We start from the raw sequence: 15,670 nt of genomic DNA, 5'->3' as shown, positions 1-15,670 counted from the left end.
TCGCATTGTTTAGATGCGGTTTTTTAGTGTTATACTAATAGATATTATTCGGTTAGCACTCTCTTGGAATAACACATCGACAGGTCGAGACGATGCTAGTTTACGAGTTTAAAGCAAAAGCCTCTAAAGCTCAACTTATAGCAATAGACAAAGCAATAAGGATAGGTCAGTTTATTCGCAACAAATGCTGGCGATACTGGTTAGACGCTCCTCGAGAGGAAAAGGTTGATCGGTATACTTTAAACAAGTACACCAAGGTTTTAGCCGAAGACCCAGAGTATCCTTTTGTTGCTGCTTTAAATTCAATGGCACGTCAAGCTGCTGCGGAACGTGCTTGGGCTGGCATCAGTCGATTCTAGGACAGCGGTACTGTCCTCGATAGAGACTGGAATGCTGCCATAAATATTTTGATCAAAGCTAAGGATAGCGTAGGGCATACGCGAATCTCCCAGGAATACTGGGTAAACGCTTCCGGACAGTTAGCCTAGGCATGTATTGATGAAAATCAATACTCGCTTGGCTTCTGGATGAGAGAAGAATCCCTCGTCTCAGGCGAGGGAGTGTCAATGATTAAACTAAATAAAAATTGGACAAAGACTTGTAAGCAGAGGAGAGCTTTGTCTGGGCTGGGTCAGAAGGAGCGTAAGAAACTGCGTTTTATGATTAACATGGGCGGAGTCGTTGATGAAGTTCTCGACCAAGACTTGCGCTTAAGGTACGATGTCGTTTAATTTAGGTTGTTTGCCGATAAGAACGCCTGTGGTTGCATGACTTCAGATTCTGACCAACGATTATCTATGTCAACGGTTGCTGAGAGCGACATGGCAGTGGATTGCCAGTCTCAAGTCCGCCTGAAACAGACCGAGGAAGGATTACAGCTTATCTTGCCCTCAGTGGAAGATATGTCAGATGCCAGTTGGTCTGATCTGTGGCAGCAGTTCAAGCATCGCTATCATGGAGGCGATCGCTTCTGGCAAGTGCCAGGTACGGTACATCTGATGGCAGGTGATCAACTCTTGGATGGGCTGAAGTTACAAGCGATCGCGGATGTATTGAACGACGTTGGATTGCGAATCTCGCGGGTGTACACCAGCCGCCGCCAAACCGCCGTTGCTGCGGCGACAGCCGGATATTGTGTCGAGCAACAATCGGCAACGTATTCTCTCCATCAAACCCCTGAACTCTCTCAGGAGTTAACTGAACCCCTATACTTACAAATGACCGTGCGATCGGGTGTAGAAATTCGCCATCCTGGTACTATTGTTATACTGGGAGACCTAAATCCGGGGGGTACAGTGATTGCAGCCGGAGACATCTTCATCTGGGGACGTCTACGCGGGGTAGCTCATGCGGGAGCCGATGGTAATCGTTCCTGTCGGATTATGGCTCTGAAAATGGAACCCACCCAACTCCGAATTGCGGATGCTGTGGCTAGGGCGCCGGAGACGCCACCGATTGAGTTTTACCCAGAAGTGGCGTATGTCACACCCCAAGGTATTCGTATTGCGAGAGCTGCTGATTTTGCTAAGACCCAGTTATTGTTAAATTCATGAGTCGTATTATAGTGATCACCTCTGGCAAAGGAGGGGTGGGTAAAACAACGGTTACGGCGAATTTAGGCGTGGCGATCGCTAAATTAGGTCGTCAGGTGGCACTCATTGACGCCGATTTTGGTCTAAGAAACTTAGATTTGCTCCTGGGGCTGGAAAATCGGGTGGTGTATACCGCCATTGAAGTATTCGCAGGGCAATGTCGCTTAGAACAGGCGTTGGTTAAAGACAAGCGCCAAGAGGGATTGGTACTGCTTCCGGCTGCCCAAAGCCGGAACAAGGAAGCGGTTAGCCCTGAGCAAATGAAAAAACTCATCGCTGTGCTATCCCAGAAGTATGAGTATATTTTGGTTGATAGTCCAGCCGGAATCGAAATGGGATTCCGGAATGCGATTATTGCGGCGTCGGAGGCGTTAATCGTGACGACGCCAGAAATTGCCGCCGTGCGAGATGCGGATCGCGTCGTGGGTTTACTGGAAGCTCAAGGCATTAAGCGCATCTTCCTGATTATTAACCGTCTCAAACCTGCCATGGTGCAAGCTGACCAAATGATGTCTGTTCAAGATGTCCAAGAAATTCTAGCCATTCCCTTAATTGGCGTGATTCCCGATGATGAGCGCGTGATTGTTTCCAGTAACCGGGGCGAACCTTTAGCCCTAGCGGAAAATCTCACGCTTCCCGGTATTGCTATTCACAATATTGCTCGGCGTTTGGAAGGTGATAAAGTTCCCTTCCTGGATTTGATGGCAGAACATGACACCTTGATTAATCGTATCCGTCGCATGTTCCGCAGTTGAAGTATTGAAATTTTGAGTGTTGAGTTTTCAATTAACCCAACTCATCACTCCCCACTCCTCCCTCACCACGGATGCAAAACCCCATGATTAGCGAACTTCTAGAACGACTTTTTCCCTGGACAAGTGCCAGAAACAGTCGAGCGGAAGTAAAACGCCGCCTACAACTAGTTATTGCCCACGATCGCGCCGATCTCAGTCCCCAGATGATTGAGTCAATGCGTTCCGAAATCCTAGAAGTAGTGTCTCGTTATGTGGAGATTGATCAAGAGGGTTTGGAGTTTACCCTAGAAAGTAACCAACGGGCAACAGCGTTAATTGCCAATCTCCCCATCCGCCGAGTTAAGGAAGAAGAACCTCCCTTACCGTCGGTTGACTAAAGAAAATCTCTTTTTGCCCTGGCGACTGGAAGTCACGGCTATACAAACAAAGTCCGCCTGCGCGGACTGAATTATGAAGGGGTAGTAAATCCAGGTTTGGCATAACTCACATTTTGCACCAGTCTCAATACGTCGATTTTAGGTAGTCGATTTTAGGTAGGGTGGGTAAGAGTTATCAACATTGAAACCCTTATATTATCGTTTGTTGCTCTTGCCCACCACACGGTAACTTGGGATGTATAGCACTACGCACACGTTAGGACATCAGTTTATCCCAATAGGCAACAGGCAACAGCAAAAATGTCCTAACCTGCCTTGGTACTGCTATATTATCAGTGCGGCAATATCTCAGCACAACCAAATTTGTCCTATTCATTCTTAGATACATTTTTCTGTACAATAAGATGAGCCACTTACCAAGTTTTGCGATGAAGAAGTCTAGGTACAATCTCAGTAGCAAATAGGGTAAGCAGACTATAGCGCCAATAAGTAACCCATCCTTGATTTCGCCAGTCCCCTAAAATCCATCTTGAACCGATAAAAAGGGTTAAGACTAAGGTTAAACCGATTCCGCCCAAGAGCAATCGCCTTTTCCAAGTGGAGGGTGGTGTAAACTTAGGTTGGGTGAGAAAAAACCCGGTAATGACCCCCAAAGAACGCGCTAGAGGTTCCCATACAGTTGCTAGAAAAAACGTCATGACAACAACCGCAACCCGAACGATAAACCTCGGTTTGACCGGAATAGACCAGACTGTACCTATCCCCGCAAAAAGAATACCTACAATCAATCCGGCGACTACATCCAGAGGAAAGTGAACCCCTAAGTAGAGGCGCGATAGGGCAATTAAGGGGAGTAGAATTAGACTCCACAGCCATAGCCAGAGGCGGCGATGGTGTAAGGATAAGTAAATCCAAAAGGTTGCTGAACCTTGGACATGTCCACTGGGAAACGACGCATTTTCACTCGTCGCGATCGCGTCAGCCGAGGCGATATCCGAATCTAACTCGAAGGGACGGGGCATGTCAAATAGTTCTTTGAGGATTGTATTACACCCATAACTAATCCCCAGGAGTAGTCCTAACTGGCGACCTGTCCACGGATCGATTAACCAGTAATATAGGGTGAGGAATGCGATGTAGGCATAGTCTGAACCGAGATTAGTAATCGCAAAGACTAAAGGCTGCAAGCGTTGTCCTAGCAGTTCCTGAATCCATTCAATGGTTGTCATCGCGCCTTTTTTGTAAAGTTATATCCAGATAAAAATATTAATTTATCCCTGAAATATTAGCTGCTTTACTTATATTATCTGCCCTATATTCTTGTATTATTGGCTTAATCCCAGATGTTATTTGATGAATCCATCCCGCATATTCGGTTCGCACCTGTTTAAAAAAAGCCGCTATCATCCAATCCTCGACACTATGAGCAGCATAGTCTTTTGAATAGGGCTCTCGGAAGAGTTCTATCAACCAGTGAGCATAACGAAGTTTCCGTTGATTTCCATCCAGAATAATTAATTGTCCTCCAGGTTTCAGCAAGCGAAAGCATTCTTGTACAATTAACTGAGAAATCTGGGGTGGCGTTTCGTGTAATACCATGGAGACTGTGACTAAATCAAACGAAGTATCATCAAAAGCCGCAGTTTCAGCTAAACCATGCTGCCATTTTATATCTAACCCTGCTTGCTGTGCTTTGTAGTCTGCCACAATCAGCATATACGGAGACAAATCCAATCCGATAACAACGGCTTCCGGAAACGCCTGCTTTAACATCAACGTTGTCGAACCTGTACCACAACCGAGATCGAGAGTTCGACTGGGCTGGTTCTCAATAGTCGTTATTAACTGTTCGCGAATCCGAGTTTCATTGGGTGGGGAAGCATAAGCCGTCACAGTATCATAAGTGATAGCTGCTATAGGATTAAGATAGCCGCCTTCAATACCATGAAAGTCGGGCTGGCTATAATAGTCGGGATAAATGAGATTGGTTTGTCGGAAACGTTCACTCTGCTTTTGCCAATCAATGGTTTCATAGAACTGGAGTTGATCCTGACCAATCAGGATGCTTATGATTGGCTTCAGTAAAAGCTCTCCTATTCGGTTATTACGGATAGACATGATAATCTTTTCCTCTCATAGCTTGTCTATAATCAAAAACAACCACTGGGCGAACCCTTGCACAAATTAACATAACCAACCTATTAATTTTATCGGTGGAATCCTGAATCGGGTATCTGGAATTAAAAACAAACCCTGTAGGGGCGACCCGCTGCACGAATCAATATAACCAACCGCTCAATTTTATTGGGTCGCCCTGAATTATGCATGGGCAATTAAAGGTAGACACCGCCGAAAAACGCATAAATAAATAATACAACCACCCTAATTTATCGCACAAATACTGGATCAGGTATCAGAAATTCAAGACAAACACCGTAGGGGCGACCCGCTGCACCAATGAACACCACCAACCTTTTAATTTTACCGGGTCGCCCTGCATCGGGTATCGTAAATTAAAGGTAAACACCGCCTACATTAGACGGGGGCGAGTCGAGACAAGTTAATTCTGACACCGTTACATTTGATCAGCGACCATGGGTGTCAACTTAAGCTACAACCCCCTCACCCCCAGCCCCTCTCCCACCAGGGGAGAGGGGAGCAAGAAAGACACAAAAGAAAGGGTATTCTTTTCACTGATAATCCTTACAATCCCTAACCTTGCGGCAGAACCAGGAAATCTTCAGGGAGTTTTATGGTAAGCTAATGAACATTCAAAACGCTTGACTCTGATTATGCAGTTAAAGTCTATCAAACAAAAAAAAACATTTTCAACGCCATAAAAGTTATATCCACCAGTCTGATCAGTGGGGCAATTGCACTAGAACTCTGGAATATTTATGCTTCATTCTGGGATCTGAGTGTCCCTACAATCCTGGAACCCGTTTTTTGGCTGGGGCGTTTTGCCGTTACCATTCATTTAGTTGAGGGGATTATCGCAGGGGCTTATGCGCCTTCTAGACAAAAGACACCCATCGTCTATGGGACTTATACGTTCTTTGTGGGGACAGTGGGTTTGTTAGAATTACTTGATCAGGAAGATGAGTAGATGTGGCGAAACTTCCCATCCGTGTTATCAGTCTGATTGACCTGATACTCTCTCGCACTCGAAAGTTTTTTAACAAAACTCTATGAACCTTATTTATTCTATACCTATAACCTTATGCCTAACCAGTACCTTTGGCATCGTTGTCCCTATCGCCTTGTCTCAAGTTCCGGCTAAGATACCGACACGAGTGATTAGCCAAACTCTCGCCAATAATCAAGAAGAACGTTCTGTGGGCGGGTTATACGTTCAATCGGAAGAGGGACAACAGCAAGTCTTCCCTCTCAAGCATACCGAGGTGAATGCCCAAGTTACGGGGAATGTCTCTCAGGTTGAAGTAACCCAGACCTTTGAAAACCCCTTTGCGGAACCCTTAGAAGCCGTCTATGTCTTCCCCTTGCCTGATGAGGCGGCGGTGTATGATATGGAGATTAGAATCGGCGATCGCACGATTAAAGGGGAGATTAAAAAACGTGAGGAAGCCCAAGCCATTTACGAACAGGCGCGTCAGGAAGGACGAACGGCGGGACTATTGGAACAAGAACGGGCAAATATCTTTACCCAGTCTCTGGCGAATATCAAACCCGGAGAACAGATTGATGTCACGATTCGCTACACCGATAGCCTAAAATTTCAGGGCGGTGACTATGAATTTGTGTTTCCCATGGTTGTTGGACCCCGCTATATTCCCGGTAATCCCATTGGTAATAGTGGAAATACGAATCAAGTCCCCGACGCCTCCCGAATTACCCCCCCAGTTCTCAAACCGGGAACTCGTTCAGGACATGATATTAATCTAACCGTAGAGATTAATGCTGGCGTCCCGATTCAGGAGGTGCGTTCCCCTTCCCATCAGATTCGTACCCAACGCCGAGGTGAAACGGTACAGGTACAGTTAGGCGGGGAAGACACAATTCCCAACAAAGACCTAATTTTACGCTATCAAGTCGCAGGCGATCGCACGCAAGCCACTATCCTTTCCCAAGCCGATGAACGGGGTGGACATTTTGCCCTTTACCTAATCCCCGCCCTAGACTATCGCCCTAATCAGATAGTACCTAAGGATGTTGTCTTTCTCATGGATACATCGGGTTCCCAACGGGGTGAACCGTTGCTGAAATCACAGGAATTGATGCGCCGCTTTATTAATGGGTTGAATCCTGACGATACGTTTACAATTATCGATTTTGCCAATACGACGACTCAGCTTTCGCCGCAACCTTTAGCCAATACCGCCCAAAATCGCACTCAGGCACTGAATTATATTAATGGATTGCAGGCAGATGGTGGTACAGAATTAATGAATGGGATGCGGGCGGTGTTGAACTTCCCCCCGGCTGCACCCAATCGCCTGCGAAGTGTGGTTTTACTCACTGATGGCTATATTGGCAATGAGTCGGAGGTGATTGCTGAGGTACAACGACAACTCAAACCCGGTAATCGTCTCTATAGTTTCGGTGTCGGGAGTTCAGTGAATCGCTTCTTGCTGAACCGTTTAGCTGAGGTGGGGCGGGGTACAGCCAAAATTATTCGTCAGGATGAACCCACGCAAGAGGTGGCGGAAACCTTCGTCCGCCAAATTAATAATCCAGTATTAACCGATATTCAGGTCAGTTGGCAAGGAGAGGGGACATCGGCGCAAATCTACCCCCTAGCTGCGCCGGATTTATTTGCCAATCAACCTTTGGTTTTGTTTGGACGGAAATCAGACCGTCGCAATGGCACGATTAAGATTACCGGAATGGCGGCGGGGGGTCAACGATATGAACAAACCCTATCGGTGAATTTTGATCAAAGTACCGATAATCCGGCGATTGCTCAATTATGGGGACGCGCCCGGATCAAAGACTTGATGAATCAAATGTTTGGCGGTGAAACGAAGTCGGGTGTAGAGGCGGTAACGCAGACGGCGTTAGGCTATCGCTTATTATCGCAATATACGGCATTTGTGGCGGTGAGTGAAGAAGTCCGAGTGGAACCCGATGGAACGCGGCGACGGGTACAAGTTCCAGTTGAGTTACCAGAAGGGGTGAGTTATGAAGGAATTTTTGGTGATACGGCGGATAATACAACATATACTCGGAACGTACCCAATAGTTATACACCATCGAGAACGGCGGGTAGTGGAACTCGTGGAGCTCCTGGAAATATTAGATTTCGATCGAGGAGGACAGTAGGTTCTTCGCAACGTTCGGCTGCGCCTCCACCAACTCCCCAACCCCAATCACAAGAGGCTGATACCTTAAGCCAAGGTTCAACTCCACTTCAGGTGGTGAAGATTGAAGGGTTAGAACCGGAACAAGAAGAGAATGCGATCGCGTCTTTGACTCAACATTTACAATCCCTGAATCTCCCAGAGGGTTTCACAGGAGAAATTATCTTCGAGTTGCAGATTCGCGATGGTGCGGTTCAACGAGTAATCCTCGACGATATTGAGTCTACTCTACAGGATACCACCATTGTCGATCCCATTCGGCGATCGCTCTCAGGCTGGTTTACTTCCGAATCCGTTACTGGAACAATTCGAGTTACCTTGCGAATGCCCTAGATCTGAGGGTGTGACGAGGAAACTGTAGGGGCGCAAAGACTTGCGCCCGATTCAATGGTAAAAACTATTCCACAATTTTAGTACGGGCTTGGTAACCAAGCCCCTACAGCAGAAACATCTTTTCACCTAATGACTCAACGCCGTTTCCGATATCTGCGTTGTTGTCGGTGTCGGGCTATTTCCTTGCGTTTGTGCTTTTCCAAGGGAGTTTCAAAAAAGCGGTTCTTCTTCATGTCTGAGAAAATCCCAGCGCGAGATACTTTGCGCTTAAATCGTCGCAATCCAGATTCAATTCCTTCATTTTCTCCAATAATAACTTGAGCCATGCTTACCTCCTTTGAAGCTCAACACAAAAAGGGCAGACATTTACCTGCCCTCAACGTTCAAAAGCCATAACTAGTTATTTCCTTATTAATAAAAAATAAGGAAATCAGCTTTTGAAACTCCCACCGCTAAACACTGAACGTGATCGCGGTAAACAAGTTTTCTCACAAGGCGCGATTTATGTCACCGCCCTCATGCCGTGTAGCGATATCAGTATGACACGCACAAGGAAAAACCTACTATCGATCCCCACCGTACAGGCGGGTGGGGAAGTGGAGCAAGTTTATTTAGAAAGAACCACGGTTATAGCCACCGCGATTGCCATTGCTGCGTTCCCGTGGTCTTGCTTTATTAACCTTCATTGAGCGCCCCATCCATTCAGCACCATCAAGGGTTTCAATGGCATTGGTTTCGTTCGACTCAGACTCCATTTCCACAAAGGCGAACCCTCGGGGACGTCCGGTTTCACGATCTTTAGGCACACTCACTCGAGTGACGGTACCGTACTCGGCAAAAACTTCCGTCAAATCCTCTTGAGTAACGTCGTAGGACAAATTACCAACGTAAATAGACATAGGACACTTCCTTTTTACTGAACCTGTAGCGTGTTAAATCGGAGAAGTGCCTGCGGACAAAATCGAAATCGAAAAAATCGAAACAAGCTTACTCTACCGAAAATCAACCATACACACTCTAGCACCGATGCCGGGAGTTTGGCAAGATATGATCAGGTTCAAATTTTAGTTCAGCATTTTGCCCATGATCTAAGGCGGGACATTTTAGTTAGGAAAGGAAACAGGGAGCCAATTTGTTCCAGGTTGGGTTGGTTGCCGTAGAACTTATCGGATATGACAGAGCGAGAGTTCATCGTTATTGACACGGAGGGGAAAAGCGCTCTCAGCGAAATTGCCGTCATCGACAGTCAGGGGAAGCTCATCTATGAAGCCTTCACTGAAGATCATCAAAATAATACAGCCATTCGCCTCAAGTGCAAGAGTTTGCGCGACATCGTGAGCGAATTTGCGGCGCTGGCTCAGGGCAAAACACTTGTCTGCCACTATGCTGCCCACGACAGCCAGGTGCTGCACAACAGCTTTGTTCAAGCCAGAGTCAGGTTGCCCTCGTTTTCCTTCGAGTGTAGTTGCCAACTGGCACGACGATGTTTTCCCAATCTGCCTGGATACTCACTCGGATATCTGAGCAAGCATTTCCGACTCAGAGTTGAAAACAGGCTATTCGACGCCAACTGCGCTCATACGGCACGCTACGATGCCGAGTTTACTTATCATCTCTACCGAAAACTCAAAGAACATCTGGCTATGTACGAACGCCTCCGGAACACCTACAACCCTTTTAGTAGTAGCCGCGTAGACACACCATTCCAAGATCACATTGACCTGCAAGCGGTTTATCATAGCGAATACGAAATCCTCAAGTCCATCATCAACGACATCAAATGCGATCCTAACCAGCAAAGCAAAGGTGCGGTTGTCATTGGCGAAGCCGGAGCGGGTAAAACCCACCTAATGATGAGACTCGCCCAAGAACGGCTGAAAACCAATCGCCTGCTATTTATCCGCCAGCCCAATAATGCCAACGCCGTTCTATATCATACCTATGCTCGCATTCTTGAATCCTTTGCTGAAGGCATTCCCGACACTCCCCACACCCAGTTAGATCAACTGCTTGCCAACAGCTTTGTTAAAATCCTCAAATCCATCGAAACAGTTACCACCACACAGAAGGGGATGCAAATCCTCTCCGCATTGGAACAAGACAGCCTCAGTCTTTACAGCCGGATTGGTTCAGAGGGAACAAAACGAAACCGCGATTGGTGGCAGTACATTGAACGTCACATCATGGACTGGTGGACGAATCGTTACACGGCGGCTGGATATTCTGCGGCAATACTCCAAGGGATTCTCAAGTTTTGTCGCTACACGGATCGGCGCAAAAAAGATATGGTGCGGCGATGGCTAGCCGTCAGTGAAATTCCCGACGAACAGGCAAAAGACATCGGATTGGAAAACTGGCAAGAGGACATAAGTAAAGAGGAATTCTCCCTGGAAGCGATCGCCACTTTTGGCAAGCTCTCCACTCTCGATGAACCATTGATTATTATTTTCGATCAACTCGAAGGACTCAGTGATAAGCCTACCCTGCTCAAAAACTTTGGCAGTGCTGTTAAAGAAATTTTAACCCACATTCCCAACAGTCTGATTATTCTCAACCTTTTTCCCGATCGCTGGGAGCAATTTCAGCAATTCTTTGATGGTTCCGTTGTTGATCGTGTATCCCAGTACAAAGTACACCTGAATCGACCTAACAATGACAAGCTGCGTGATATCCTCAGTCTCAAAGTTCAATCCGTTGACCTTGACCTAAACCAGCTATTTGAGCGTAGTGAACTCGACGACATTCTTAGCCAAAACTCGATCCGTGCGGTTCTCAACCGTGCGGCTGCTTATTACCGCTACAAAGCTCAAAACATTCCTTTACCGTCTGCGCCTCTGGCTTGCTCAAAGCCGACGTCCTCCACGAGTCTCGAAACCCGACTGCACCGACTAGAGAACGAGGTTAACCAACTCAAGCAAGCGATCGCAGGTATCACCACACCATTACAACCCCTCAGCGCCTTTCCTCAAGAGGCGATCGCTACCTCCGATGTCTCTACCGAACACCCTACTGTTGCTCAAGTGGAGAGAGAGACGGACGAAATCGTTGCGGATTACCTCCTCCAAAAGCAAAGAGAACTCGAACAAGACTACGATGCCCGTCCCCAGATTATCAGCGATAGCGACGACTGGGGAAAACTTAACGAAATTGTCGCCGCCTTTGGGCTACTCCAGTCCATCGACATTGATCAACTGCGACTGGGAAAAAAAGTCCTTCCCGAACACTTACAGCTTAAAATTGGCGATCGCACGTTTGTCATTGGCTTTCTCAACCTCAGTAGCTCTTCCTTTTTTCACCGCATCGCCAACTTCAATCAGCTTGTTCTCAGCCATCCTCAAACCCAGTTTCGCCTCATCCGCGATGCTAGAGAACCCCAGATTACGGGCAAAAAAAGCAAAGAGGAAATTGGCAAGCTTAGCCACAGTCCAAACGGACTATTTGCCATCATGGACAAAACCGATCGGATTAACTTTGAGCTTGCCTATAACCTAATTGTCGATATTCACAACCGCGATGTAGATGCAGACATGGTAACAGCCTTGCACGTTCTTTCTGAACAGCTAAATACCTATTGGTTGAGTCATATTATGTCCGGGTGAATACTTACCAGACTTAGGATCATTTACCTTCCTGTTGGGCGACTTGCTGCTTCACCTGACTTACACTATCTGGATTCAGGGAAATTGAATCAATTCCCGCTTCCACTAAAAACGCAGCAAAATCCGGATGATCACTGGGGGCTTGTCCACAAATCCCCACCTTGCGATCGCACTGATGCGCGGTTTGAATCAGTCGCCGAATTGTTTTCTTAAGCGCCAGATTACGTTCGTCAAATAGATGGGACAGATCCCCAGAATCCCGATCTACCCCCAACACTAGCTGGGTGAGGTCATTACTGCCAATGGAGAAGCCATCAAAGCGTTCAGAGAACTCCTCAGCTAACTCCACATTAGAGGGAATTTCGCACATTACATAGACTTCTAACCCATTTTCCCCCCGCTTGAGTCCATTTTCAGCTAAGACGTGGAGAACCTTATCCGCCTCCTCCAGAGTGCGACAGAAGGGAATCATGATAATTACATTATTGAAGCCAATGTCTTCGCGTACCCGTTTCAGGGCGCGACATTCCAAAGCAAACCCTTCCCGGTAGCGATCGCTATAATACCGAGATGCACCCCGGAACCCTAACATCGGGTTGGCTTCCTCTGGCTCAAATTGTTGACCGCCAATCAAGTCCGCATATTCATTGGTCTTAAAATCACTCATCCGCACAATCACCGGATTCGGATATTGGGCGGCGGCAATTTTGGCAATTCCCCGGGCTAAATTATCGACAAAATACTCGGTCTTATCCTCATACCCCTGAGTCAATTGGTGAATCTGCTGGCGTGACTCTTTATCTTCTAACTCATCCAAATGAATCAACGCCATGGGATGAATTTTAATCACATTATTGATAATAAACTCCATCCGTGCCAAACCAATCCCTTCACAGGGCAATCGCCACCAGCGAAATGCTGCATCGGGACTGGCAATATTCATCATAATTTGGGTTTTGGTTTTGGGGATTTCGTCCAGGTTGAGTTCGGATTCCTCATACTCCAACATCCCCTGATAAATCACGCCGCGATCGCCTTCGGCACAGGAAATGGTAATATCCTGACCATCGTCTAACGTGCTAGTTGCCTCACCTGTTCCCACAATAGCGGGAATGCCTAACTCCCGACTGACAATGGCGGCGTGACAGGTGCGTCCCCCGTGATCGGTAACAATCCCGGCGGCTTTTTTCATAATTGGCACCCAATCGGGGTCAGTCATTCCGGTCACTAGGATGGAATTTTCTTCAAATTGGTCAATCTCTTCGGCGCTTTTAATTCGGCACACCTTACCCGCCGCGATCGCATCCCCAATACTCAGTCCAGAAATGATTTCTTTGCCCGTTTCCTTAAGGCTATAGGTTTTTAATGATCCGGCTTCTTTTTGGGATTGAACCGTTTCCGGACGCGCTTGCACGATAAACAAGTCGCCTGTATCCCCATCCTTTGCCCATTCCATATCCATGGGTTTTTGGTAATGGGATTCAATGGCACTTGCCCATTGACCTAGTTGTAAAATTTCCTCATCCTTTAAGACAAAGGAATTCCGCTCTTGGGAGGATGTGTCTATATTTTGCGTCGTCTCGCTTCCCCCTTTAGCGTAGATCATTTTCTTCTCTTTCGCGCCCTGTTTTTTCTCAATAATCGGCTGGAGATTGGCATCCTCTAATAAAGGTTTAAACACCCGATATTCATCCGGCGTGACTGAACCCTGTACCACATTTTCACCCAATCCCCACGCCGCATTAATCACGACGACATCGGGAAAGCCTGTCTCAGTATCCAGGGAAAACATCACCCCAGCACTGGCTTTATCTGATCGCACCATCTTCTGCACCCCTACCGAAAGCGCCACCTTCAGATGGTCAAAGCCTTGCGCCTGTCGATAACTAATCGCGCGATCGGTAAATAATGAAGCATAACATTTACGACAGGCTTCGAGTAATTCCTCATAGCCAGTAACATTGAGAAACGTTTCCTGTTGACCTGCAAAACTGGCTTCCGGTAAATCCTCAGCCGTCGCGCTACTTCTGGCTGCGATATCTACATCTTGGGTATTATAGCGTTGACTAAGTTGGTCGTAAGCCTCGCGAATTTCACCGGCAATGTCTTCGGGAAATTCGGCAGAACGAAATAGTTTACGGATAGCTTTTCCGACTTGTTCTAAGGGGGTTTTCTCACGTTCGAGTTCCGATAAATGCGACTTAATTTTTTCATTGAGCTGATTAGCGTCAAGGAATTTACGGTAAGCCTCAGCCGTAGTCGCAAAGCCATCCGGAACCCGGACACCTTCATCTTTTAGGCTGCGAATCATTTCACCTAATGAAGCATTCTTCCCACCAACCATTGACACATCATCAGAGGTGAGATTTTCAAACCAACGAATGTACTGATTATTATTGCTTGTCATAATTACTGTTAACAGAAATAAAATAGAACTATCTATGCATGAAACAGTCTCGAAACTGGCAGAAGTCGGGGCGGGTTTAGTCGCTTATGGGTGCAATCGAAAAGATAGGGGTAAAACCCGCCCCTACAAGACTAAACCCAACCCAATCAATTGCTGAAATTAGCTAGCTGTTTGTTTTGATTCCTTGATCATACGAACCGCTTCTTTAATCATCTGGGACGCATATCCCCATTCATTGTCATACCAACTCATGACTTTAACCAAGTCACCATCAACGACTTGAGTCATGGTTAAATCGACAATTGAAGCATGAGGATCTTGCACAATATCCGATGAAACAATTGGGTCTTCGGAAACCGCTAAAATGTCTTGATAGCGTTCGCTTCCGGCTTCTTCTTTGAAGATACTGTTAATTTCGTCAACGCTAGTTGATTTGTCGGTGACGAAAATAATATCAGAAATGGAACCCACAGGGATTGGCGCCCGTACTGCTACCCCATCAAACTTGTTTTGATATTGGGGAAGGACTTGGGTTGTGGCGACAGCAGCCCCTGTCGTGGTGGGAACTAAATTAGCCGCTGCTGTTCTCCCCCGCCGGAATTTCTTACTCGGTCCATCCACAATCGCTTGGGTAGATGTATAAGCATGAATGGTTGTCATCATGGCTTTTTTAATCCCGATTCGGCGTCCCATGACTTCAACAACGGGAGTAATGCAATTCGTGGTGCAGCTAGCACAGGAAACAATCTGCTCTGATTCATCCGGTTGGTTGACACCATGTACAATCGTTGTGACTCCCTCACTTTTAGCCGGTGCAGAAAGAATCACCCGCTTGGCTCCCGCCTGGATATGTTTTTCTAAATCGGGTTTTTTCGTAAAGATCCCCGTACATTCAAAGACAAGATCGACGCCTAAGTCACGCCAAGGGAGTTGCGCTGGATCTTTTTCACTTAAGATTTGGTAGGACTTACCATCGATAACTAGACTATCCTTGGTACTGTCTACATTTTTATTGTATTTGCCGTACACAGTATCATATTTGAGCAGATAGGCAAGATTATCGGGAGGAACTAAATCGTTAATCGCAACCAGTTCTAAATCGGGATTGTCAAGGGCAATCTTTAAAACAGCTCGACCAATTCTCCCGAACCCATTAATTGCTATCTTGGTCATGATTAAATCTCCTGTAATTTTTGGTTATGAAGAGAATACGTTTACCTGGCGCACTAAGGATGTTTACTATGAAGCTGGTCAAATGGAAATAGCTACGGCTATAAAGAGCAGGTCAC

At 46.6% G+C, this 15,670-nt stretch carries 12 protein-coding genes; 6 read left to right on the top strand and 6 right to left on the bottom strand.

Features of this window, described 5'->3' with window-relative positions; all coding sequences use genetic code 11:
- Positions 1 to 92 precede the first annotated feature (92 nt).
- The 4 genes from RIE73_RS02890 (at position 93) to minE (ending at position 2,724) form a co-directional block, all read left to right on the top strand.
- Positions 93 to 359: a hypothetical protein gene (locus tag RIE73_RS02890; protein ID WP_446399750.1), complete on the top strand. Its 267-nt coding sequence runs from the start codon at positions 93 to 95 to the stop codon at positions 357 to 359.
- A 408-nt stretch (positions 360 to 767) separates the two neighbouring features.
- A complete protein-coding gene (gene minC / locus RIE73_RS02885; protein WP_446399749.1) occupies positions 768 to 1,553 on the top strand; it encodes a septum site-determining protein MinC in 786 nt (261 codons plus the stop codon).
- A complete protein-coding gene (minD, locus tag RIE73_RS02880) occupies positions 1,550 to 2,347 on the top strand; it encodes a septum site-determining protein MinD (protein ID WP_446399748.1) in 798 nt (265 codons plus the stop codon). Before minC ends, minD begins: the two co-directional genes overlap by 4 nt.
- Before the next feature lie 83 nt (positions 2,348 to 2,430).
- Positions 2,431 to 2,724 carry a cell division topological specificity factor MinE gene (gene minE, locus RIE73_RS02875; RefSeq protein WP_446399747.1) on the top strand — a complete coding sequence of 98 codons (294 nt, stop codon included), beginning with the start codon at positions 2,431 to 2,433 and terminating at the stop codon, positions 2,722 to 2,724.
- A 413-nt stretch (positions 2,725 to 3,137) separates the two neighbouring features.
- Here minE and RIE73_RS02870 read toward each other — a convergent pair whose 3' ends face one another.
- Positions 3,138 to 3,953: a phosphatase PAP2 family protein gene (locus tag RIE73_RS02870; RefSeq protein ID WP_446399746.1), complete on the bottom strand. Its 816-nt coding sequence runs from the start codon at positions 3,951 to 3,953 to the stop codon at positions 3,138 to 3,140.
- Between the two features lie 37 nt (positions 3,954 to 3,990).
- On the bottom strand, positions 3,991 to 4,842 hold the full coding sequence (locus RIE73_RS02865; RefSeq protein WP_446399745.1) for a class I SAM-dependent methyltransferase: 852 nt from the start codon (positions 4,840 to 4,842) through the stop codon (positions 3,991 to 3,993).
- Between the two features lie 1,070 nt (positions 4,843 to 5,912).
- Between RIE73_RS02865 and RIE73_RS02860 the strand changes: the two genes are divergently transcribed.
- Positions 5,913 to 8,375: a VIT domain-containing protein gene (locus RIE73_RS02860; RefSeq protein ID WP_446399744.1), complete on the top strand. Its 2,463-nt coding sequence runs from the start codon at positions 5,913 to 5,915 to the stop codon at positions 8,373 to 8,375.
- A 134-nt stretch (positions 8,376 to 8,509) separates the two neighbouring features.
- Here RIE73_RS02860 and rpsU read toward each other — a convergent pair whose 3' ends face one another.
- Both rpsU and RIE73_RS02850 read right to left on the bottom strand, forming a co-directional pair.
- Positions 8,510 to 8,701 carry a 30S ribosomal protein S21 gene (rpsU, locus tag RIE73_RS02855; protein WP_006103066.1) on the bottom strand — a complete coding sequence of 64 codons (192 nt, stop codon included), beginning with the start codon at positions 8,699 to 8,701 and terminating at the stop codon, positions 8,510 to 8,512.
- Between the two features lie 285 nt (positions 8,702 to 8,986).
- The gene (locus RIE73_RS02850; RefSeq protein ID WP_446399743.1) at positions 8,987 to 9,274 is read right to left on the bottom strand and encodes an RNA recognition motif domain-containing protein; all 288 of its coding nucleotides are present in this window, start codon (positions 9,272 to 9,274) and stop codon (positions 8,987 to 8,989) included.
- 273 nt (positions 9,275 to 9,547) lie between these two features.
- Here RIE73_RS02850 and RIE73_RS02845 point away from each other — a divergent pair, with 273 nt between their 5' ends.
- Complete coding sequence (locus RIE73_RS02845) at positions 9,548 to 11,974, top strand: 3'-5' exonuclease (RefSeq protein ID WP_446399742.1); 2,427 nt, start codon at positions 9,548 to 9,550, stop codon at positions 11,972 to 11,974.
- Between the two features lie 19 nt (positions 11,975 to 11,993).
- Here the strand turns inward: RIE73_RS02845 and ppsA are convergent, their stop codons facing one another.
- The gene (gene ppsA / locus RIE73_RS02840) at positions 11,994 to 14,381 is read right to left on the bottom strand and encodes a phosphoenolpyruvate synthase (RefSeq protein ID WP_446399741.1); all 2,388 of its coding nucleotides are present in this window, start codon (positions 14,379 to 14,381) and stop codon (positions 11,994 to 11,996) included.
- Between the two features lie 159 nt (positions 14,382 to 14,540).
- Positions 14,541 to 15,554, bottom strand: a complete 1,014-nt coding sequence (gap, locus tag RIE73_RS02835) for a type I glyceraldehyde-3-phosphate dehydrogenase (protein ID WP_446399740.1) — start codon at positions 15,552 to 15,554, stop codon at positions 14,541 to 14,543.
- Positions 15,555 to 15,670: the final 116 nt, after the last annotated feature.

The sequence above is a fragment of the Coleofasciculus sp. C1-SOL-03 genome, from assembly GCF_040220555.1.
Classification (GTDB): domain Bacteria; phylum Cyanobacteriota; class Cyanobacteriia; order Cyanobacteriales; family Coleofasciculaceae; genus Coleofasciculus.
This window is presented reverse-complemented; position numbering and strand designations above follow the sequence as displayed.

Excerpts from the sequence above, each read along its gene's own strand:
- RIE73_RS02850 (WP_446399743.1), bottom strand. The coding sequence starts at position 9,274 with ATGTCTATTTACGTTGGTAATTTGTCCTACGACGTTACTCAAGAGGAT.
- RIE73_RS02890 (WP_446399750.1), top strand. The coding sequence starts at position 93 with ATGCTAGTTTACGAGTTTAAAGCAAAAGCCTCTAAAGCTCAACTTATA.
- RIE73_RS02870 (WP_446399746.1), bottom strand. The coding sequence starts at position 3,953 with ATGACAACCATTGAATGGATTCAGGAACTGCTAGGACAACGCTTGCAG.
- rpsU (WP_006103066.1), bottom strand. The coding sequence starts at position 8,701 with ATGGCTCAAGTTATTATTGGAGAAAATGAAGGAATTGAATCTGGATTG.
- minE (WP_446399747.1), top strand. The coding sequence starts at position 2,431 with ATGATTAGCGAACTTCTAGAACGACTTTTTCCCTGGACAAGTGCCAGA.
- RIE73_RS02860 (WP_446399744.1), top strand. The coding sequence starts at position 5,913 with ATGAACCTTATTTATTCTATACCTATAACCTTATGCCTAACCAGTACC.
- minD (WP_446399748.1), top strand. The coding sequence starts at position 1,550 with ATGAGTCGTATTATAGTGATCACCTCTGGCAAAGGAGGGGTGGGTAAA.
- RIE73_RS02845 (WP_446399742.1), top strand. The coding sequence starts at position 9,548 with ATGACAGAGCGAGAGTTCATCGTTATTGACACGGAGGGGAAAAGCGCT.
- minC (WP_446399749.1), top strand. The coding sequence starts at position 768 with ATGACTTCAGATTCTGACCAACGATTATCTATGTCAACGGTTGCTGAG.
- ppsA (WP_446399741.1), bottom strand. The coding sequence starts at position 14,381 with ATGACAAGCAATAATAATCAGTACATTCGTTGGTTTGAAAATCTCACC.
- gap (WP_446399740.1), bottom strand. The coding sequence starts at position 15,554 with ATGACCAAGATAGCAATTAATGGGTTCGGGAGAATTGGTCGAGCTGTT.
- RIE73_RS02865 (WP_446399745.1), bottom strand. The coding sequence starts at position 4,842 with ATGTCTATCCGTAATAACCGAATAGGAGAGCTTTTACTGAAGCCAATC.